The organism is Streptomyces sp. NPDC102274, assembly GCF_044766385.1.
Classification (GTDB): domain Bacteria; phylum Actinomycetota; class Actinomycetes; order Streptomycetales; family Streptomycetaceae; genus Streptomyces.
Genome location: NZ_JBIWLW010000028.1, coordinates 1 through 19,771 on the forward strand (window position 1 = coordinate 1; position 19,771 = coordinate 19,771).

A 19,771-nucleotide genomic window follows, 5' to 3' on the forward strand; every position below is an offset into this window, starting at 1 on the left:
CCGCGGCGATCTCGTCCGCGCGCTTCGCGCGCAGCGCGTCGTAACGCCGGACGATCACCTGCCGCTCCTCGGGCGTGGTGCGTGGCCAGGAGCCACGGTCGAATGCCTCACGTGCCGCGGCGACGGCCGCGTCCACGTCGGCGGGGCCGGCCTGGGCCACGCGGCCCAATAGGGACTGGTCGTGCGGGGAGAGTATGTCGAGCAGCGGGTCCGGGGTGCTGGGGGAAACCCAGGAGCCGCCGATGTACAGCTTGTCGCGGACAGTCATGTCTCTCAGTTCCTTCATGCCGGACGGGCTGGGGAAAACAGGGGATCGGGGGCGTGTCCCGGGCCGGCCGCTTCTGAGTGGGACCCCAGTCCCTGTGAACCGCCGGTGATCAGCCAAGTCCACGCCATGGCGCATTTCTCACGTCGTCACTGCTTCGCTGCCCCCGACGGGGCATGACTCCAAGGTAGGAGTTTTCCCAGAAAACGCAACACCCATGTTGTAGTAACTTAAGGATTCACTTCTCAGCGTGGGATGTTGGCGATGTAAACGCAGCCAAGGGTAGGGTTGGCGGATCATGAGAGCTGATGCCGCACGCAACCTGATGGCGGTCCTCCACGCTGGGGCCCGTCTCCTGGCCGAGGATCCGGGCACCCCGATGGGGGTCATCGCCGTTGCCGCAGGCGTGGACCGCACCACTGTCCATCGCCGCTTCGCGAACCGGGAGGCACTGCTCAGCGCCGTCTTCCAGGCCAAACTCGACTCGACCGAGCGGGTCCTCGACGAGGCGCGACTGACCGAGGCCCCGGTGCCGGTGGCCCTCCATCGCTACCTTGAGGGGATCATCCCCGTCAGCCGCGAGTGGCCTGTCGACACGCGCCGCATGATGCAGCAGGACCCCGCGGCCCGCACCCGCCGCCAGGAGCAGAGTCGGCGGGTCGACGTCCTCATCCAGCGCGCGGTCAACGAGGGCTATCTTCGCGCCGATATCGAGGCGGCCTGGGCGCGCGTGGTCCTCGACGACCTCGTCGACAGCATCGCCCACCGATTCCCCGCGGTGGACCCTCCACGGGCGGCCGACCTCGTTGCCGACACTTTCCTCAACGGCGTCGGCGTGACGTGACCCCGTGTTGACGTGAGCGATTGTCAATTCCGGTGGACGGCTGGGTCATCGTGGGCAGCAGCCAGTGGTGGTCGATGCTGGGCCGACCGGCGTTTTCCATCCGCTCCGCGTCAGGACGGCGCGAGGACGCAGAACTCGTGGCCCTCCGGGTCGGCCAGGCACGTCCACGGGACGTCGCCCTGGCCGAGGTCGAGGTCGGTGGCGCCGAGGGCCCGCAGCCGGGCCACCTCCGCTGCTTTGTCGTCACCGGGGTACGGCAGCAGGTCAAGATGGACGCGGTCTGGCACGGTCTTCACGTCGGGTGTGCGGAGGAACTCCAGATACGGGCCGACACCCTTGGCGGAGCGCAACACCGCACGCTCGTCGGTCACCTCGTGCAGGGTCCAGTCCATCGCCTCGTCCCAGAACCGGCCGACCGCCAAGCCATCAAGAGCCTTTATGTTCACCTGAACAGGTCGCAGTGCCATGCCGGCGATCCTATGCACCCGCTCCGCAACGACATCCGCACTGTCGCCAAACAGAGATCGACTCGCTCACCAGCCGCAATGCTCAGCGGATGCCATCGTCGGCTCTTGCGACGGGCACAGCGCAGCCGTGCGGGGGCGGTCGGTCCCGGGGACAGGCCGCGGCGCCGGATCAGGTGTGGCCTGGGCCGACGGCGCCGTTCGCAGCGGCGGTGAGCGTTTCGAGGAGGGCTTCAGCGGCCGCCGTCGGACGGCGGTGGGCGCTGACGGCCGCGGACAAGTGCCATGTCAACTCCGGCGCGTCGAGGGGAATCACGCATACGCCGTCGCAGGTCACCGCCGAAGCGGGCATCAAGGTCGCGCCGAATCCGGCCCGGATGAGCTTGACCATGAGCGCGTAGTCGGCGATCTCGGTCGTGGAATCCACCGGGCCGAGCACCCGATCCACGGTGTCCCGCATTCCCCAGCCCGGTGGGAACCGCAGAATCGGCAGGGCCGACAGTTCGGGCAGTGTGATCAGGGCCCGCCCGGCCAGCGGATGGTCCGCAGGGCAGACGAACGCGAGCGGTTCGTCGGTCAGGGGCCGCAGCACGATCCCGTCGGGCGGCCGCTCGCCGCTGGCCGTCAGCGCGATGTCCAGCGAACCGTCCAGGACCGCCCGCAGGTTGCCCGCGGACCCGGCCGAGGACTGGCGCAACTGGATGACAACCTCCGGATGGCGCGACCGCATGTCGGTGAGCACCACGGCGAGATCGAGCGGACCCGTGCTGAACGTGCTGCCGAGCATGACCGTTCCCCGCACCCGGCCGGAGACGGCGTGGACCTCGTCCCGCGCGGTCCGCACGGCGTCCAGCACCCGCTGGGCGGCCGTACGGAGGGCGGCCCCATGCTCGGTCATGGCGACGGGTGTTACCGAGCGGTCGAACAGTGCCGTACCCAGATCCCGTTCCAGCCGGGCGATCGCGCTGGACATCGCGGATTGCACGATGTGCATCTTGCGAGCCGCGGCGCTGAAGCTCCCGGTCTCGCAACAGGACAGGAAGTACTCCAGGTCGCGGATCTCCACAACGCGAGTCTAAGAGCTGTCCCGCTAACCCCCGGCGGGTGGGACAGCCCTTAGGGAATCGATCGCTGAAATCGCTGGGCCCCATCGATTGTGATCGTTGGACACGATGAGGAAGGGGGCGGACGCTCAAGGCAACGCCCCGCGGCACCGGTGGCGGTGCACGTAGGGCCGCCGTTCGCTCATCGGTCCCCGGGCCGGCCGCCGCTCATCCCCACCCTTCGAAACGAGAGCCCCCATGGCCGTCCTCTCACCCCTCAGCCGCCGCCCGACGGTGGCCGCCATGCTGGTACTGACCGCGGTGACCGGGCTCATCGACACCTACAGCTATCTCAGCCTCGGGCATGTCTTCGTGGCCTACATGACCGGCAACGTCGTCTTCCTCGGTGTTGGCCTCCAACCGGGCGCTGATCTGGCGTGGGTCGTACCCGCCGTCGCCGTCGGCGGGTTCGCCCTCGGATCGCTCACTGGAGGTCGCCTCGCCGCCCGTCTGTCCGGCCGACCGCGCCGCTGGCTGGTCGCGGCCCTGGCCGCGGAGGCAGTTCTGCTCGCCCTCGTCGCGGTGGTCAGCGCCGGCGGTCTCATGACGCCCGACGGACGAAGCGCGCAACACGGCGGCGCACACGCCGGTGGTCCCTGCGCATACGTGTCCATCGCGCTCCTCGCTCTGGCGGCGGGACTGCAAAACAGCACGGTCCGCCACTTCGGCGTACGCGAACTCAACACCTCCGTGCTGACGTTGACGCTCACAGGGCTGACCGCCGACAGCACCCTCGGCGGAGGGCCGGGGGCGAAGGCTCACCGCCGGGTCGGCTCGATCGCCGCGATGCTTGGCGGCGCGGCGGTCGCCGCGACCCTGTTCCGTATCTCGGCCACGGCCGTCGTCGTTCTCGCCGCGGTCCTGGTCGCGCTGGTCTCCGGCGCCTTCGCGACCGGGAGGTCCGCGGCGTCCGGAGCGGACGTCGTCGCTGGGAAAGGTGGAGCGGGCGAGGAATGGCCGGGGGAGTTTCAGTCAACTCGATCCGGTTGACATGACTTTCCACTGTTCCGGTGTCCCAAGGCCGCGAGAAGCCGACTACTACCGCGGAGGGGCCGGCCCACTACCGACGAGCCGCGATACCGGCGAGGATGAGGTCGATGCTGGCGAGAAACTCTGTTCGGTCGTCGTGATCGCGTAGTTGGCCGGCGACGTTACGGGTGAACGCGTACTCGTCGGGATCGAGGCTTGCCCACGCGGCCGCGACGGTGTCGAGGAACTCGGTCCGGCTCGTGTCCGGCTGGAGCAAGCGGGCGTTGGCCGCGTTCTGTCCGCCCACTCCGAGGATGTAGTTCCACAGCGCGGACGCGACGGTGAACTGGGCGGTGTCGGGTACTCCGAGCGCCTGGACCTGGCGCCCGATGTGTTCGAAGACCCGCAGCATCGGCGATTGCCCCGGGGTGCGGGCGAGTTGAGCGCCGATCCACGGGTGGGCGTCGATCGCGTCGAACACGCCGAGCGCGAGGGCGCGGATCGCGTCCTGCGGCGTTGCATCGGTGGTGTCCGCGGTCATGGCGCCGGCGACGACGGCGTCGGTGGCGGCACTGAGGAGTTCATCCTTGCCCGCGACATGCCAGTAAATCGCACCGGGCCCCGTGGCGAGGCGCTCGGCCAGCGCGCGGAACGTGAGTCCGCCCTCGCCCGCCGTGTCGAGAAGCCCGATCGCGGCCTCGACGATGCGCTCCCGGGAGAGCGGTTCCTCCCGTCGCTCTGGACGGCGCGTCCTGGTTGCCATGCGCACATCCTGACACACGCCTGGAACCCTGTTCCAGCTTGACATCTCTGGAACGCCGCTCCAGTCTGGCGTTGGAACGCCATTCCAGAAATGACCTGCCGGGTGCCCACCCGGCAGCCGTGCGACACACAAGGAACCGCCATGACCACCGACATCACGATCATCGGCGCCGGGCTCGGAGGGCTGACCCTCGCCCGCGTCCTCCATGTCCACGGCATCCCCGCAGCGATCTACGAGGCGGAGCCCTCGGCGGAGGCACGCACGCAGGGCGGCCGGCTCGACATCCACGAGCACGACGGGCAGCTCGCGCTCGAAGCGGCCGGCCTCACCGACCAGTTCCGCGCGATCATCCACGAGGGCGGCGAGGCTTCGCGCGTGCTCGACTGGACGGCACGGTGCTGCTCGACGAGCCCGACGAGGGCACGGGCGGGCGCCCCGAGGTGCTGCGTGGAGACCTTCGTCGGATCCTGCTCGACTCCCTGCCCGACGGGATGGTCAACTGGGGACGCAAGGTCACCGATGTCCGGCATCTCGGTGACGGCCGGCACGAGCTGACCTTCGCGGACGGGCCGACCGTGACCACCAGCCTCCTCGTCGGTGCCGACGGTGCCTGGTCGAAGATCAGGCCGCTGCTCTCCGACGCCAAGCCCGAGTACGTCGGCACGACGTTCATCGAGACCTACCTGTTCGACGCCGACGAGCGGCACTCCGTGACGGCCAAAGCGGTCGGCGGGGGCGCGATGTACGCGCTGACCCCGGGAAAGGGGATCGCCGCCCACCGCGAGGCGGGGAACATCCTTCACACGTACGTCCAGATGAACCGCTCCGCCGAGTGGATCGCCGGCATCGACTTCACCGACGCCACCGCGGCGACCGCTCAAGTCGCGGCCGAGTTCGACGGGTGGGCGCCGGAGCTCACCGTACTGATCACCGACGGCGAAACCGCACCGATCCCGCGCATGATCCACGCACTCCCGGAGGCACACCGATGGGACCGCGTGCCCGGGGTGACGCTCCTCGGGGACGCCGCGCACCTGATGCCGCCGTCCGGGGACGGCGCGAACCTGGCGATGTTCGACGGCGCCGAGCTCGGCAAGGCGATCGCCGCGCACCCCCGCGACATCGAAGCGGCACTCACCGCCTACGAAGAGGCGCTGTTCCCGCGCAGCGAGTCGGCCGCCGCGGACGCGCACCTGACCCTGGAGCTCTGCCTCGGCGACCGCGCACCTTTCGGAGTCATCGACCTCATCGCCGGCGCCCCCGAGGAGGAGCGCGAATCACACGGGCAGCTCCCGGTCCACACCGCCGACGGTCCCGGTGCGATCGCGGTCAGGTCGGACGGACGCGTCGTCGGCCCGCGGACCGCCCACGCCGGACAACCCGGCGGGGCGGCACTACGAGTTGGTGCGGTGGCGGTCGGCCTGGGCGTCGCCGCCCATGGTTGGCCCGATCCGGGTTACGGACCACGGACTGCCGAGAGCGGCGGAAAGGGCTCACGATTCTGAGACCGCCGAGCGTGGTCGTCGGGTGTCAGGAGGTGTGCGGGCGTTTGCCCGGCTCCTGGCGCGGCATCCTCTGGTTCGAGGTGGGCGCTACCGGCAACGGCAGCTGACTGGCCTCGTACTGGGCAAGGTTGTACCGACTGTTGGTGCCAGGCAGCGACGGGGCCTTCTTGCTCGCGTCGTGGAATCGGAACGCCGACGTCAGGTCGCCGACCGTACGGCGCCGCCACTCGCTGATGTTGGTTTCCTTCACCCCGGTCACGGCTTCGAGGAAGCGCAGCTGCGAGGTGTGGTCCGAGATTTCGGAGCTGACCCAGCCGCCCACCGTCCACGGTGAGACGATGATGGCGGGCACCCGGAAGCCGAGGCCGACCGGCAGACCGGCACCGTCGATGCCGCTCGGCGAGGTCTTGGTGACGAACTCGTCCGGTGTGCCGGTCTTCGGGGTCGGCGGCACGACGTGGTCGAAAAAGCCGTCGTTCTCATCGTAGGAAAGGATGAAGGCCGTCTTGGCCCACACCTCGGGATTCGCCGCGATCGCGTCGACGAGGCCGGACACGAACTGGGCACCCGCAGCCGGGAGGTGGTCCGGGTGCTCGTTGAACTCATCCGGAGGGAGGATCCAGCTGACAGTGGGCAGCTGGTCGTTCATGGCGTCGTACTCGAACTGCCCGATCGGCGAGGTCGCGATGGTGCGCCGGTACAGCTCCGAGTCGGGCGTCAAGCTCCGGTACTGCTTCATCTTCTGAATCGGCGACAGTCCGGTCACGGGGCCGTCCGAGTGGTAGAACTTGAAGCTGACCCCTGCTTCGAGCAGTCGTTCGGGGTATGTCTTCCAGGAGTACGTGCCCTTGAGGGCGTTGTTGTCCAGCGCGGGTCCGCCGGCCAGGCCGTTCGGGTCGATGGTCCCGCTCATCCACATGTAGCGGTTCGGGTGGGTGGAAGCCATCACGCTGCAGTGATAGTTGTCCAGCACAGTGAACGCCTCGGCGAGCGCGAACTGGAACGGAATGTCATCACGGTTGTAATAGCCCATCGTGTACGGGCCGTTGGCGCCGTCGGCGGCACGGTGCGCGGGCAGCCAATTGTCCATCTTGCCCTGGTTCCAGGCCTCGTGCTGGACTGCCCAGGAGTGTTTGATGGACGGGATGGCCTGGGCGGAGGTGGTCCTGCTGTCCAAATGGTAGGGGAGCAGGTGGCCTTGAGGGCCCGTCGGGTCGGGTTGCATGAAGACCGGGTCGCCATTGGGCAGTTTCGCGGCCTTCGGGTCACTGAAACCTCGGACGCCCGACAGGGTGCCGAAGTAGTGGTCGAAACTCCGGTTCTCCTGCATCAACAGGACCACGTGCTTGATGTCCGAGAGCTTGCCGCCCTTGACCTGGCCGGCTGCCACAGCCTTGCGGATGTTGGCGGGCAGCGCCGCATCGACAGCCGCGAGACCGGCGACCGTCGCGGCGGAGCCAAGAATTCGCCGCCGCGTCAATTTGGAGGTCGCATTGCCCACTTCGGGAGTGTCGTTCATCGAAATCCTTTCAAGATCGGCAATGAGCCGATTCCGGGGACGCGAGAACACTCACTCCGTTAGTTGCTGACTACATCTGTCCCGAGGTGACCATGGACTGAATTCCGCTTGAAGTAATCGACGGTTGGTGCACCAACTGCCCACTGGACACAGTTCCGTTGCCTGGAATTCGCCCTGGTGGCGCCTCGTCGGCCCGGCTCCTCCGGTTGTCCGCGCCATGGCCATGGGCGCTCCGCAACCCGCAAACCGTGACCGCTGCGGACACCGACCCCACCGATCCCGACCCAGCCCCCCGCGCGATGCGACGCGCAGCCCCTTCGCGCACGTCGCACCCGCGCCGTCGGGATGGCGGCTGATCCGCGCGGGCTCGGCGATTACGGGCCGGCCGCCACGGGCTTCGACACGGGACGCCGGCGGAAGGCATCGCCGAGCTGATGAGCGGGCTCGGGTGCGACTCCTGCCGTGTCGTCGGCGAGGACCGGAGCGCCGCGGTCGCCCATCGGCTCGCGGCCCGCCCCCGATCGAGTACGGCAGCTGGTCTACCAGGAGGCATTCCCGGCGGGCTTCGGCCGGGAGGAGGTGACCCACCCAGGACGCCCGTGGGGCCCGCCGTCCGGGGATCGTTCCCGCCTTGTGTTTTGATCATCCAGGACTTCTATGTGCGAAATGTTCATGTATGGGCGCGAGGCTCTTGCCTCGCGGACCAATCGAAGGAGCAGATGGTGGCGGGTTCTTTGCAAGGCGAGACGGTCCTCGTGGTCGGGCGCGGGAGCGGCATCGCGCGGGCGATTGTCGACGCGGCCGCGGCCGAGGGCGCACGGGTGATCGCCGCGGGTCGCAACCGGGAGGCGCTCGAAACCGCGTACAAGGACACGACCGTCGCCGTGAAGAGTGTCGACGTTACGGACGAGACCTCGATCGCGGCTCTGGCCGACGAGGTGGGCAGCGTCCATCATGTGGTGTCCACCGCATCGGCCAGGGCCCGCGGCGCCGTCGCGGAGCTGAACCCGGAGGCGATCCTGCTGTCCTTCCACACGAAGGTCGTGGGTCCGATCATGCTGGCCAAGCACTTCGCACCGAAGATGCCGAGGACAGGGTCGTTCGTACTGTTCTCCGGGGTGGCCGCTCTTGAGCCGGATCCCGGATATCTCGGGGTGGCGGCGACCAATGGCTCGGTGAACGTGGTGATCCGTTCGCTGGCCGTGGAACTCGCCCCACTGCGGGTGAACGCCATCTCCCCGGGGACCGTCGACACCGGGGCGTGGGACGGGATGGGCGAGAAGAAGGACGCCTTCTTGGAGAGCAAGTCCGCGACCAACCCCGCCCGCCGGATCGGCACACCCGAGGACATCGCCCAGGCCGTGCTCTTCGCCTTGACCAACACCTTCATGACCGGCGTCAGCCTGGCGGTCGACGGAGGGCAGCCGCTCGTATGAGCGTGCCCGGCCATCCTCGGTGAGGCCAGCTCTCAGCAGAGCCCCGGGCTCCGCATGTCAGTCGCAGCCAAAGGCTGACAGGCTATTCCTCGCGTTCGGGCTATTCCTCGCGTTCGAGCTCGGCCCGGGCACGCTCGGCGTCGAGGTCCTCCTGTGCGGCACGGTAGATGTCGCTGGCCAGCTTGCGGGCGGCCTGGGGGTCGTGCGCCGAGGAGACCCTCCGGATCCGGTCGGCCCATTCCTCTATGTCGCGAGGCGTTTCTGGATTCTTGCTCACATAACCTTTGTACCTTTTAGAGGGCTTCTCTGCCTCTCGTGGCGGAGTGCGGACCTGGTGTGCGGCGTCGCTGAGCTGGGAGGATGCGATGGCAACCCTGCTGTCAGTCAATGTGGGACTGCCCAAGGACGTGCGCTGGCAGGGCAGGACGGTACACACGGGCGCGTGGAAGTATCCCGTCGACGGCCCTCGGATGGTGCGTCGCCTCAATATCGACGGAGACGGCCAGGGCGACCTTCAGGGCCATGGCGGGGAGCAGAGGGCGGTCCTCGTCTACCAGACGCAGTCGTACACGTACTGGCGCGAGGCTCTTGAGCGTGACGATCTCGAATTCGGTCGGTTCGGGGAGAACTTCACCGTGGACGGGCTGGCGGACGACGAGGTGTGCATCGGCGACCGGTACCTGATCGGCGAAGCCGAATTCGAGGTCACCCAGCCGCGTGTCACCTGTTACCGGGTCGGCATGCGGCTGAACGAACCGCGCATGGCCTCCCTGCTGGTCGCCCACCATCGCCCCGGCTTCTACCTCCGTGTCATCACCGAGGGCCGGGTCCGGGCGGGAGACCGGATCACCCGGACCCGCACCGGCGAGGGCTCGCTCACCGTCGCCGAGACCGATGCTCTTCTCTATCTCCCGGGGGCCGATCCGGCCAGGCTGCGTGCCGCCCTGAGCATCGAGGCGCTCAGCCCCGGATGGCAGCAGTCCTTCCAGGACATGATCCACCGGCTCGACCAGCCGCCCGGCCCCGCACCCGCCGCGCCGGGCTGGAAAGGCTTCAAGCAGCTGCGCGTGAGCCGGATCGTCCCCGAGACCCCGGTGGTCTCCTCGTTCTACCTGCGGTCCGCGGACTCCCAGCCACTGCCCGAGGCCATGCCCGGCCAGTACCTGAGTGTACGGATCCCCAAAAGAGGGCCGGCCCAGTCTGGTGCGTTCGTATTCGCTGTCCTCCGCTCCCGGTGCCACCGAGTACCGGATCAGTGTCAAACGCGAGGACCGCGGCGTGGTCAGTACCTATCTCCACACTCATCTGAACAGAGGCGACGTCATCGAAGCGGCCGCCCCACGTGGGACGTTCGTGCTGGCCGACGAGCGCACGCCCGTGGCACTGTTCTCGGCGGGCATCGGCGTCACCCCCGTTCTGGCGATGCTGCACCAGCTGGCCCGCGAACACAGCTCCCGCGCCGTGTGGTGGGTGCACACCGCGCGCGACCCCGGGCAACACGCCTTCGCGGAAGAAGCCCGGCAACTGCTCGGGCGGCTGCCCAACACCCACGCCTTCATCTACTACACCGCCCCGGATCTCAAGGTCACCGAGAGGCCGAACGTCACCCACGGACGCATGACCGGCGGAGGCATCCGGAAGCTGGGCATCCCCGCCGACGCGCACGCCTACCTGTGCGGCCCCACGGGCTTCATGTCGGACGTGACATCCGCTCTCCAGCTGGCGGGGCTGAGCGGTTCGAACATCCACACCGAAGTCTTCGGAGCGCTGGCGTCCATCAACCCCGGCGTCACCGATCCAGTCACCGGACGACCCCACCAGCCACCCGGCCCCCAGGGCACGGGGCCCTTCGTCACCTTCGCCCGCAGCGGACTGTCCACCCGCTGGTCGGACCAGTACGCAACGCTGCTGGAGCTGGCGGAGGCATGCAACATCCCCACCCGCTGGTCCTGCCGTACCGGGGTGTGCCACACCTGCACCACCCCCCTGCTCGCCGGTCAGGTCCAGTACACAACGCAGCCCCTGGAGGATCCTGCCTCGGGTGAAGCGCTGCCATGCTGCAGCATCCCCACCACGGATGTCCTTCTGGACCTGTGAGGTGACCGGACCGCGGACGGCGTCGATGCCCGGCTGGATCTCAATCTCCCTGGTACGTAAGCCGATTGCGACGATGCCGGCACCTTGGCCACGACGGTCCGGCCGGTGCGCCGGGACCGGAAGGGCAAGCCGCCGACAGTCGCCGCCGTCGGAAGGGAGGGTACGGGTGGCCGATCCCTTTTCTGTTCGGCCCTGATCAGGCGGGCAGCCCCCACCGGGGGGCCGGTTCGTTGGGTGTGACGGGGCGGATGGTGAGGTCCGGGGCGTCGCCGGCCGCGGTGATGAGCGCCGCTTCACCCTTGCGGAGGGGGATGCGGATCTCGCCTTCGCCGGTCTGCTCGTACCTCCTGGGCCGTCCCCGGCTGTCCCGGACTTCGATGGCTCCCACTATGCCGTGGCGTACGACGCACACGGCGCCCGCCTCGCTGGTGAGCCGCACCCAGCGGGTCGCGCCCTTCTCCCGTGCCGCGCTGAGCAGGAAGGCACCCTGAGTACGGAAGTCGTGCACGACCAGATCGCGCCAGACGGCGGGGAGAGCCGGGAACACCCTGATCGTGCCGCCCCAGGACTGGCACACCATGTCGTGCAGCGACTGGGCGGCGGACAGCGGGGTCTCGATGACCGGGCCCGACTCCTTGTACATGGTGTTGGGCTGGATGAAGCGTGTCATCAGTTGACCGAGATAGCTGAGCGCGTCGTCGCCCTTGCCGAGGAGAGCGGACATGGAGGCCGCACCGGTGAATGTGTAGCCCTGGAGGGCTCCTTCGAAGCCGACCCAGTGGGCGAGCGACTTCTCGATCAGCGCGCGCTCGTCGGCCGTCCGGCCCGTGACCTCGTACAGCGGATAGACGGCGAGCATGTGCGAGTAGTGGCGGTGTGACTTGGCGAACGGGACCCCGGCCCCGATCATGTAACCGTTGCCGTCCACCGGGTACGGCGTGAGCCTGGCCAGCACCTCGCGCCAGCCGTCCGCCAACGGGTCCCGCTTGCCCAGCAGTTCGGCCGAGTCGAGGAGGGTACGGCAGCCCCAGCGCAGCAGCATCAGGTCGTAGTTGCAGTCGGGCGCGTTGACCCCGTACTCGGGGGAGAAGGTCGCCGGGAGGTGCAGCTTGCCGTCGGTGCCGGGGGACAGGAAGTGCAGATAGTAGTTGACGGCCCTGCGCAGCAGCGGGAAGAGGACATCGCGCAGGATGGCCTCGTCCATGGTGTGCCGGTAGCTGAGCCAGACGTTGTGCAGGGCCCAGGTGAGGTTGCCGACCTCGGGGGTGGGCGGGTCCTGGCCGGGGATGCCGACGCCGTAGCCCAGATCTCCCGATGTGGCGCCACCGTTGACGAGCTGGGGGTCGGTGGTGCGCGGAATGCCGTACGAGTCACCGCGATAGGGAGCGGCGAGCTCCACACCCAGCTGATCCCGGAACTCACTCAACGCGCGTGTGACGGCGTCGAGTTCGAGATGGTTGGAGCCGTGGATCAGCCAGTACTCGAGCTGGACGTTGAGGTTCCACCAGGTGTTGGGCCAGGGCGTCGGCTCCAGCCACGGCCCGGAGGTCGCCATCACCGGCGCGTCCTTGCGGGCGGCCGCCGCGACCTTGTAGAGCTGGAGCCAGTAGAAGCGCTGCAACCGGGCGTCGGGCAGCGACAGGAAGCCCTTCCGGTAGTAGCGCTGCCACAATGCGCGGTGGGGGAGCGCGTGCACGTCGTACGGCACTGCCCGAGCCGTCCGCACGGAGCGCAGCGCACGGTCACGGGCGGTGGTCGCCGGATGGGAGTGCGCGACCGTCGCGTAGAGGGTGCGGGTGCGCCTGCCGTGGCGGGCCACCTCCTGCCAGGCGGTGACGTGCTGGCCGCCCGCGAGCAGCGGCTGTACGGCGGCGGTCACGTCCCCGTGTTGCTCGATCGTGGCCGGTGGATTGGCCACGTATCCCGCGGGGATGGGTTTGGACTCGGCGCGCGGGCTGATCGCCTCGGCCGGGTGGAAGACCCAGCGAAAGCCGCTCTCTCCCTCGCTCGGCGTGACCTCGATGGCGAGCAGGTCGGTCGAGGAGTGCACGAAAGCGCGCACCGTCAGGGAGCCCGCGGTGGTGGTGAGGGTGCCGGTCAGCTCGGCGTCGCGCAGCCGCAGCCGCCAGTCGAGGCCGGTGATGGTGCCGACGGGCTCCAGCGTGAAGTAACCGATCGGCAGCCGGGCAAGGCCGAAGAGCGAACCGAACTCCGGCCGGTGATCCTGGACTTCGGAGTGTTGGACATTGAAGCGGACCGCGTTCTTGTCCGGTTCGGCGTAGATGCCGGAGCCGAGGAAGCCGTTGCCGAGGAACGGACCCTCGTACCAGGTCTTCGGCATCCGCTGCCATACCGGGTCGGCGTCGTCGAGAACAGTGCGCCAGGTGTCCGGGGATACGTGTGGTTCCATCGGCGCGTTCCGTGGTGATGCGGATTCCCCGGCGGGGGAAGCGGCCTGGGCCGACACGGCCGTGCCGCCTCCCACGACCAGCGCGCCGCCCAACGCGGTGCCTGTAGCGAGCAGGGCCCTTCTCGACGGATCTGGTGCAGTGGCCATGGTGCCTCCCGGCGGCTCGTACAAGATGACGTGATTGATCAGAGCAATCCCTTGAAGGAAGGGAGAGATAGGGAGATGTACCGGTCAATGAGGCGGGAAAGATCCGATGTGTGAGTCCGTCTTGATCACCCGCGTCGATGACCTTCGGATGTACCCGCCCGGGGCACGACCCAGTGGCGGGAGGGGCGGCGCCAGGGCGTGTCGCGAAAGTCCCGCCTGGACTACGGCGCCCGGTACACGCGCTTGTTGTGTTGTCGGGGTCTCCCCAGTACGTCCAGTCCTGGGGAGACCCTCCGCCTTGCGATCACACGCACCGGCCGCCCCGGGCCCGCCCTTCGGGCGGACGGCGCTACTTTGAAGACAGGCCCTGGCGGTCGCAGCTGGTACGGCCCTGATACCAGTGGCACGCCACCGCCGCGAAGCCGCCGTTCGCGACCACCGGCACGGAAAGCTTCGCGTCACCGCGCAGCATCCTGCCCTCGCGCACCGGGCCACCGGGGCCGTCGGTGACCGTCTCCACCAGCCACTTGCCGTGGCCGAAGCGCAGCGGGACCTCGGCGGTGCGGGCCGCGCCGGCGAAGGTGCCGCCGATGAACCAGCGTTCGCCGTCGCGCCGGGCCAGGACCGCGCTCCTGCCCGGGTCACCCGCCAGCAGTTCCGTCTCGTCCCAGGCCGCCGGGATCTGCTCCAGGAAGCGCCGGGCCTCGGGGCGTTCGTCGTACGACTCCGGCGTGCCCGCAAGGTTCTGGATGCCGGACTCGTAGAGCACGGAGAGCCCCAACTCGCCCGCGTCCGAAGCCGCGTTGGGACGCTCCGGTCGCTGGAAGGCGCCCGGCGTGTAGTCCATCCCACCGATCACATTGCGGGTGAAGGGGAGCGTCGCCAGGTGCTCCGGGGTATTGGTCTTCTTCTCCTCGCCGTTGACGCCCTCCATCGTCATGACCTGCGGCCACGTGCGGTGGATACCCTTGGGGATCGTCGAGCCGTGGAAGTTGACGAGGAGGTGGTGTTCCGCCGTCCCGGCCAGGATCGCGTCGTACCAGCGGAAGGTCTCCTGCGCCTCGGAGTCCATAAAGTCGATCTTCACGCCCTTGACGCCCCACTCCTCCAGCGTCGGCAGCCACTGCTCCCGTTCCTCGGGAGTGTCGAGGTCACGGTGGTGGATCCAGACCTGGATGCCGACGCCATGCTCACGGCCGTACCGTACGAGCTCCGGCATCCAGCTGTTCGTCTGCCAGTCGGGATCGGTGACGTCCCACTGGTCCGGGTCGAAGTACCAGCCCGCGTCGACCACGGTGTACGGCCAGCCGCGCTGAGCCGCGTAGTCCACGTACGCCTTCTGCTTCTCCAGGCTCTGCCCGGCCGGCCTGCCTCCCGCGAGCCAGGTCCACAGCGCGGGCGCCGGCTTGATCCAGGAGGTGTCACGAACCTTCGAGGCGGGAGCGATGTCATCGACGAATGTGGACTCGGTGACGATCGCCAGATCGCCGGTGATCACGGCACGCCAAGGCGTGGTGAGCGCCCCGTCGACCTGCACGTGCTCGTCCCAGAGCTTGACGCGGTAGGTGGCCGACCCCGTGTCGTGCACGAGGCGCGCGCCCGAGTAGGTCCCGGTGAGGTCGGACTCCGCGACCAGCGCGTAGCTGTCACCGGCCTTGAACAGCGCCTGCATCATGTACTCGCCGGCGGGGGCGCCCGCCGCGTCGTACTGGGCGAACAGATTCTCGTTGTCCTTCCGGTACTTGCCGAGCCAGGCCGCCGAGCCCGCGGGCAGAGTGAACGCGGAGGCTTCACCGACCACGTTGCCGGTGTCGGCGGGCAGGACATAGCGGTAGGCGACCCCGTCGCCGGAGACCCGCACGAGCAGATCGAGCCTGGCCCCGTCCGCGGTGCCGAAGCGGAAGCGCGCCTCGGTCATCCGGGCATGGCGGGTGCGGTCCTTGCCCACGGTGGTGCGGTACGACTCGGAGACCTTACGGTCGCTGCGCCCGAGAAGGCGCAGCCCGGTGGAGAGGTCGGCTCTTTCCGTGATGATTCCGAGGGGAGAGGGCTCGACGACGGTCTGCCCGTCGTGGGTCACCTCCAGCGACGGGCTGCCGCTGGAGGGATCGAGTCTCAGTACGGCACCAGGACCGTGCCCGGCATGCGCGGACGGGGCGGAGACCTTCCAGACGGCCGGCTCGGCGCCGGCCGGCAGCGCGGAGACCAGCACGCCCGCGAGAGCGAGACAGAGCATCAACACAGTGGTGCGGATGCGGACATGGACCGCCATGCGGATCCACCCTTCCCCAAGTCATCGGATGAATCGGAGCGTGGCGGAGATTTGAGGGCCTGTCAATGCACCTGACACGTAATTCATCGGGTGGCTGGGTGGTTCAGCTTGACTACATGTCATGTGGGTCCGACCTGACCCCGGGACGACCGGAGCCACACCGACCGAAGCACCCGCGTGCCGACGGCGCGGGACGGCTCGCCCCAGCGGCGCCCGCTACTAGGTCCTGTCCGGTCGATCTTCGTGGATCAGTCTGCGGCGTCTGGTGCGGTGCATCGCAAGGCGGAGGATCGTCGTTGTGGATGGCCCGGCCTTACGAGGACGACTCCGACAACGCCGCGAGGTGCCGTGCCAGGCGTCGCGGGCCCACGAAGATCGGCCGGACAGAACACCTAGGGCCTGTCTTCAAAGTCCCGCCTGCCCGGCGACGCCCGGTACGCACGCTCGCCGCGTTGTCGGGGATCTCCCCAGTACGTCCAGTCCTGGGGAGACCCTCCGCCTTGCGATCGCACGCACCGGACGCCGCCGGGCCCGCCCTTCGGGCGGACGGCGCTACTTTGAAGACACACCCTAGGCGTGTCTCGAAGTCGGTCGCGCGGCCTACCGCCGTCGCCTGGCGGACCGGCCGGGCCAGGGCCTGAAATCAATTCGCCACTGCGCGCGTCGCCCAGTACGGTCGCGAGAGTGTCCTCACTGCCGGGAGCCCCTGAGATCTGCGCGCGGCCACCCCGGCGGTTCCCACGCTGAGAGTAGGTTTCGTCAATGGCATGCCGTATCGGAGAGCTCGTGTTCGGTTGCCGCGACCCCGAGGTGCTGGCGCGGTTCTGGTGCGAGGTCCTGGACTTCGTGGTGCTCGATCGCGAGGACGACGGAAGCGTCGAGATCGGGCCGCGCGAAGGGTTCGGCGGCGCGCAGCCGACGATCTTCCTCAGCCGCAGAGATGAGCCGGAGCGCGGGAAACCCCGGCTGCACATCGACGTCAACGCCACCGACCGCGATCAGGACGCCGAGCTCGAACGCCTCCTGAAGCTCGGAGCGCGCACGGCCGACATCGGCCAGACCGGGGAAGAATCCTGGCACGTCCTGGCCGATCCCGAAGGCAACGAGTTCTGCCTGCTCAAGGCCCGCCTCGCGCCACTCTGACGCCCCTCGTCGGCAACGAGCCAGCACCCGGGGTGGTCGTGATCGTGGACAAGATCAGCGTCCCGCCACTCGGCACCGGCTGACGAGCTCGCCGTCCGCTACGAGGCTACCCTCCACATCGCCGTCATCAACGACTGGCCCCTGACCTCACGTCGAGCCGACAGCCGGGCCGCTCGCCTACGCAAGGGCTCACGCGGCGGAAGGCCGCCCGGCTTCGACAAGGAGCGGTATCAAGAAGCGCAACACCGTCGAACGGGCGATCAACCGCCTGAAGCAGTCCCGGGCGATCGCCACTCGCTACGACAAACGCGGCTACGTCTTCCTTGGCACCGCGACGACGGCAGCCATGGTCATCTGGCTTCGGACCTGACGATCCGGGGCGCAGGCCCGGGACCGCCCTCGGCCGGCCTCTTTCGCCCACACGGCGCTGGGGCTTCGTTCCTGTCGAGGACCTCGGCGTCGTTCCCCGAGTTCACACAGACCGCAACGGGGGCTTCGTGGCCCGACCACGTCCGGCGTTGTTGTCCAGGGCGTGTCGTCGAAGTCCCGCCTGCTCGGCGGCGTCCGGCGGCGCCGCCGGGCCCGCCCTTCGGGCGGACGGCGCTACTTTGAAGACACGCCCTAGTCGTCCGAGCTCGGGCTCCTCCGGTCCGTACGCCCCGCCCGGCTCACAAGCTCACCCGCCGTCCGCGTCGCGACGGCCACCGCGCGCACCCAGCGCGGGCCGCCGCGCGCCGCCCACACGACGCAGACACACCCTCCGACGGTGAGCACGAGGACGCCGGACAAGACGAGCACGAGCATGCTCATCCCCCTCCTTCTGTTGCGATCCGCGTCATCCTCTCAGCCTGCGAAACAGGTCGTCGCGGTGGCCCGGGTCAGGTCGGGCGGACGGCGCTCCGCGCACCCCGCACCCTGTGTGCGAGTTGCGCGGGTCGTTTTTTGCCCGAAATCGGCGTACTCGATGTTGTGGATGACCGTGTGCCGGACGGCGATCAGTCCATAGTCATTCGCGTCGATAATTTGACGTCAATGAGGAAGTGTGTGATGGTTGATCTCGTCGGTGCTCCTGTCCGCCCACCCCTATCGGCCGGAACCGCGCCATCGATCGACGCGATTCGCGGTGGTGATGCGGTGCTGCCGCCGTCCCTCGGGGTGAGGTGAGCGCGAGCGCACGCAAGTGACGGGTCGGCTGGAAGGAATGCTCATGCCAGGAAACGCAGACCTACTCCGCTTTGCGTCGGACCTCGAAGCGAGGCGAGGTGCTCTGCTGGTCTCCGGTGACACGGACGCGTTGGCCGTTCTTCTCTCCGAGGAGCTCTATTACGCCCACTCGACGGGGCTGGTGGACGACAAGAAGTCCTTCGTGGAGAAGTTCCGCAACGGCTCGTTCGTCTTCCGGTCCGTCGACGCCCAGGTGGAGTCGGCCCGGCAACTGGGGGAGCACGCGTTCCAGGCCGGCGGGGTGCTCACACTGCGGGTTCTGGTCGATGGCGCAGAACGGTCGATCGTGGCCGGCTATCTCGTGGTCTGGCGGCAGGAAGAGGGGGCTTGGCGGCTGATCGGTCATCAGGCGACCACCGCGCCGACCGAACCGGAGAGGGCGACGGCCTGACCGCACTCGGACCGACGAGTCGGCGTCGGTCGTACCGTCGCGTGACGGTCTGACGGCTGTCGGGCCGAGCGCCCGGCGGGGGGCTCGGCCAGGGGGTTCGTGTCGCCGAATCGACCGGGCTTCAACCGTGCCGCGCTCTGGCGTGCTCAACTCCTCGCCCCTTCCTGACAGTTCCGAAGGTGTCGGCGGTGTCGGCGGTGTTGTGCGATGCCGACGGTGTTGTGCGATGCCGGCCGAGATTCTGGCGAGCCATAAGGCGCAGGAAATCCCAAGAAGGAATCGAGGAATCATGAAGAGACTTGACGGCAAAGTGGCCCTCATCAGCGGCGGCGCTCGCGGGATGGGCGCGGCTCACGCGCGTGCGATCGTCGCCGAAGGCGGCAAGGTGGTCGTCGGGGATCTGCTTGACACGGAAGGTCAGGCCCTGGTCAAGGAGATCGGCACGGATGACGCCGTGTACGCGCACCTGGACGTCACGAGCTACTCCTCCTGGGAAGCGGCCGTCCAAACGGCGGAGGACACGTTCGGATCTCTCGGCGTCCTGGTGAACAACGCGGGGATCATGAACTTCGGGAGTCTGGAGGAGTACAGCCTCAAAAGCTGGGAAAAGATCATGTCGGTCAACGTGACGGGTCAATTCCTCGGCGCCAAGGCAGCGCGCGCGAGCCTCATCAATTCCGCCCCCGCATCCATCATCAATGTGTCGTCGGTAGCGGGATTCCGGGGTTTCGCGGGGCTCCACGGGTACAACGCGTCGAAGTTCGCGCTGCGCGGTCTGACCAAGTCCCTTGCCCTGGAACTCGCCGAGTTCCGCATCCGGGTCAACTCGGTGCACCCCGGCGCTGTCGCCACGGCGATGACCGAGGGACTCGACGTGGCTCAGCTGAACCCCATGAAGAGGGTCGCCGATCCGGCGGAAATCGCGGGGCTCATCGTCTATCTGGCCAGTGACGAGTCGAGCTTCGCCACGGGCTCCGAGTTCACCGTCGACGGAGGCGAGTTGGCCGGCGGCGGAACCATCGCCGCAGGCTGAGGCGCTGCGCGACGACGGCGGGAGAGAGGTCGGTTCCTGGCCCCTCTCCCGCCGTCGTTGTGGTGGCCGCATCGAGCGTGCCGTCGCAGCCACAACGGCCTCGCACGGTTTCCGTGGGCGAATTCGACACTTGCGTTGAAAATTTGACGGTCATGACGTACGGTGGTGCGTGAAGGTGAACATGAG

15 protein-coding genes and 4 pseudogenes are annotated in these 19,771 nt (G+C 68.4%); 10 read left to right on the forward strand and 9 right to left on the reverse strand.

Going from position 1 to position 19,771, the window contains the following annotated elements; genetic code table 11:
• Window positions 1-268 (reverse strand): aldehyde dehydrogenase family protein (locus ACIRQP_RS30090; RefSeq protein WP_403895297.1); only part of this gene is annotated, 268 nt, incomplete at its 3' end.
• Window positions 269-563: 295 nt separating this feature from the next.
• On the opposite strand from ACIRQP_RS30090, the gene ACIRQP_RS30095 reads away from it, so the two are divergent.
• The gene (locus ACIRQP_RS30095) at window positions 564-1,109 is read left to right on the forward strand and encodes a TetR/AcrR family transcriptional regulator (RefSeq protein ID WP_403895299.1); all 546 of its coding nucleotides are present in this window, start codon (window positions 564-566) and stop codon (window positions 1,107-1,109) included.
• Window positions 1,110-1,219: 110 nt separating this feature from the next.
• Here ACIRQP_RS30095 and ACIRQP_RS30100 read toward each other — a convergent pair.
• Window positions 1,220-1,594, reverse strand: a pseudogene (locus ACIRQP_RS30100) (VOC family protein); the annotation flags it as partial.
• 151 nt (window positions 1,595-1,745) lie between these two features.
• Window positions 1,746-2,639, reverse strand: a complete 894-nt coding sequence (locus ACIRQP_RS30105; protein WP_403895302.1) for a LysR family transcriptional regulator — start codon at window positions 2,637-2,639, stop codon at window positions 1,746-1,748.
• Window positions 2,640-2,874: 235 nt separating this feature from the next.
• Between ACIRQP_RS30105 and ACIRQP_RS30110 the strand changes: the two genes are divergently transcribed.
• Window positions 2,875-3,666 carry a YoaK family protein gene (locus ACIRQP_RS30110; protein WP_403895305.1) on the forward strand — a complete coding sequence of 264 codons (792 nt, stop codon included), beginning with the start codon at window positions 2,875-2,877 and terminating at the stop codon, window positions 3,664-3,666.
• Between the two features lie 70 nt (window positions 3,667-3,736).
• On the opposite strand, the gene ACIRQP_RS30115 is transcribed toward ACIRQP_RS30110, so the two are convergent.
• Entirely contained in the window at window positions 3,737-4,408 is a 672-nt protein-coding gene (locus ACIRQP_RS30115) for a TetR/AcrR family transcriptional regulator (protein WP_403895307.1), read from the reverse strand.
• A 141-nt stretch (window positions 4,409-4,549) separates the two neighbouring features.
• On the opposite strand from ACIRQP_RS30115, the pseudogene ACIRQP_RS30120 reads away from it, so the two are divergent.
• Window positions 4,550-5,673: pseudogene (locus tag ACIRQP_RS30120) on the forward strand (FAD-dependent oxidoreductase); the annotation flags it as partial.
• A 265-nt stretch (window positions 5,674-5,938) separates the two neighbouring features.
• Here ACIRQP_RS30120 and ACIRQP_RS30125 read toward each other — a convergent pair.
• The gene (locus ACIRQP_RS30125) at window positions 5,939-7,432 is read right to left on the reverse strand and encodes an alkaline phosphatase family protein (RefSeq protein ID WP_403895309.1); all 1,494 of its coding nucleotides are present in this window, start codon (window positions 7,430-7,432) and stop codon (window positions 5,939-5,941) included.
• 719 nt (window positions 7,433-8,151) lie between these two features.
• Between ACIRQP_RS30125 and ACIRQP_RS30130 the strand changes: the two genes are divergently transcribed.
• Window positions 8,152-8,868: an SDR family oxidoreductase gene (locus ACIRQP_RS30130; RefSeq protein ID WP_403895312.1), complete on the forward strand. Its 717-nt coding sequence runs from the start codon at window positions 8,152-8,154 to the stop codon at window positions 8,866-8,868.
• 100 nt (window positions 8,869-8,968) lie between these two features.
• Here ACIRQP_RS30130 and ACIRQP_RS30135 read toward each other — a convergent pair whose 3' ends face one another.
• Complete coding sequence (locus ACIRQP_RS30135; protein ID WP_403895315.1) at window positions 8,969-9,145, reverse strand: hypothetical protein; 177 nt, start codon at window positions 9,143-9,145, stop codon at window positions 8,969-8,971.
• A gap of 193 nt (window positions 9,146-9,338) precedes the next feature.
• Here ACIRQP_RS30135 and ACIRQP_RS30140 point away from each other — a divergent pair.
• Window positions 9,339-9,809: pseudogene (locus tag ACIRQP_RS30140) on the forward strand (MOSC domain-containing protein); the annotation flags it as partial.
• 337 nt (window positions 9,810-10,146) lie between these two features.
• Window positions 10,147-10,965: a 2Fe-2S iron-sulfur cluster-binding protein gene (locus ACIRQP_RS30145; protein WP_403895317.1), complete on the forward strand. Its 819-nt coding sequence runs from the start codon at window positions 10,147-10,149 to the stop codon at window positions 10,963-10,965.
• Between the two features lie 196 nt (window positions 10,966-11,161).
• On the opposite strand, the gene ACIRQP_RS30150 is transcribed toward ACIRQP_RS30145, so the two are convergent.
• Window positions 11,162-13,375 (reverse strand): glycosyl hydrolase family 95 catalytic domain-containing protein, encoded by a 2,214-nt coding sequence (locus tag ACIRQP_RS30150; protein ID WP_403895320.1) that lies wholly within the window; start codon window positions 13,373-13,375, stop codon window positions 11,162-11,164.
• A 496-nt stretch (window positions 13,376-13,871) separates the two neighbouring features.
• The gene (locus ACIRQP_RS30155; RefSeq protein ID WP_403895323.1) at window positions 13,872-15,794 is read right to left on the reverse strand and encodes a glycoside hydrolase family 97 catalytic domain-containing protein; all 1,923 of its coding nucleotides are present in this window, start codon (window positions 15,792-15,794) and stop codon (window positions 13,872-13,874) included.
• Window positions 15,795-16,556: 762 nt separating this feature from the next.
• Here ACIRQP_RS30155 and ACIRQP_RS30160 point away from each other — a divergent pair.
• Both ACIRQP_RS30160 and ACIRQP_RS30165 read left to right on the forward strand, forming a co-directional pair.
• The gene (locus tag ACIRQP_RS30160; RefSeq protein ID WP_403895326.1) at window positions 16,557-16,937 is read left to right on the forward strand and encodes a VOC family protein; all 381 of its coding nucleotides are present in this window, start codon (window positions 16,557-16,559) and stop codon (window positions 16,935-16,937) included.
• 153 nt (window positions 16,938-17,090) lie between these two features.
• Window positions 17,091-17,307 (forward strand): annotated as a pseudogene (locus ACIRQP_RS30165) (IS5/IS1182 family transposase); the annotation flags it as partial.
• 251 nt (window positions 17,308-17,558) lie between these two features.
• Here ACIRQP_RS30165 and ACIRQP_RS30170 read toward each other — a convergent pair.
• The gene (locus tag ACIRQP_RS30170; protein WP_403895576.1) at window positions 17,559-17,741 is read right to left on the reverse strand and encodes a hypothetical protein; all 183 of its coding nucleotides are present in this window, start codon (window positions 17,739-17,741) and stop codon (window positions 17,559-17,561) included.
• A 403-nt stretch (window positions 17,742-18,144) separates the two neighbouring features.
• Here ACIRQP_RS30170 and ACIRQP_RS30175 point away from each other — a divergent pair, with 403 nt between their 5' ends.
• Window positions 18,145-18,552, forward strand: a complete 408-nt coding sequence (locus tag ACIRQP_RS30175; protein ID WP_403895329.1) for a nuclear transport factor 2 family protein — start codon at window positions 18,145-18,147, stop codon at window positions 18,550-18,552.
• 226 nt (window positions 18,553-18,778) lie between these two features.
• Window positions 18,779-19,585 (forward strand): SDR family oxidoreductase, encoded by an 807-nt coding sequence (locus ACIRQP_RS30180; protein WP_403895331.1) that lies wholly within the window; start codon window positions 18,779-18,781, stop codon window positions 19,583-19,585.
• The last annotated feature ends 186 nt before the right edge of the window (window positions 19,586-19,771 follow it).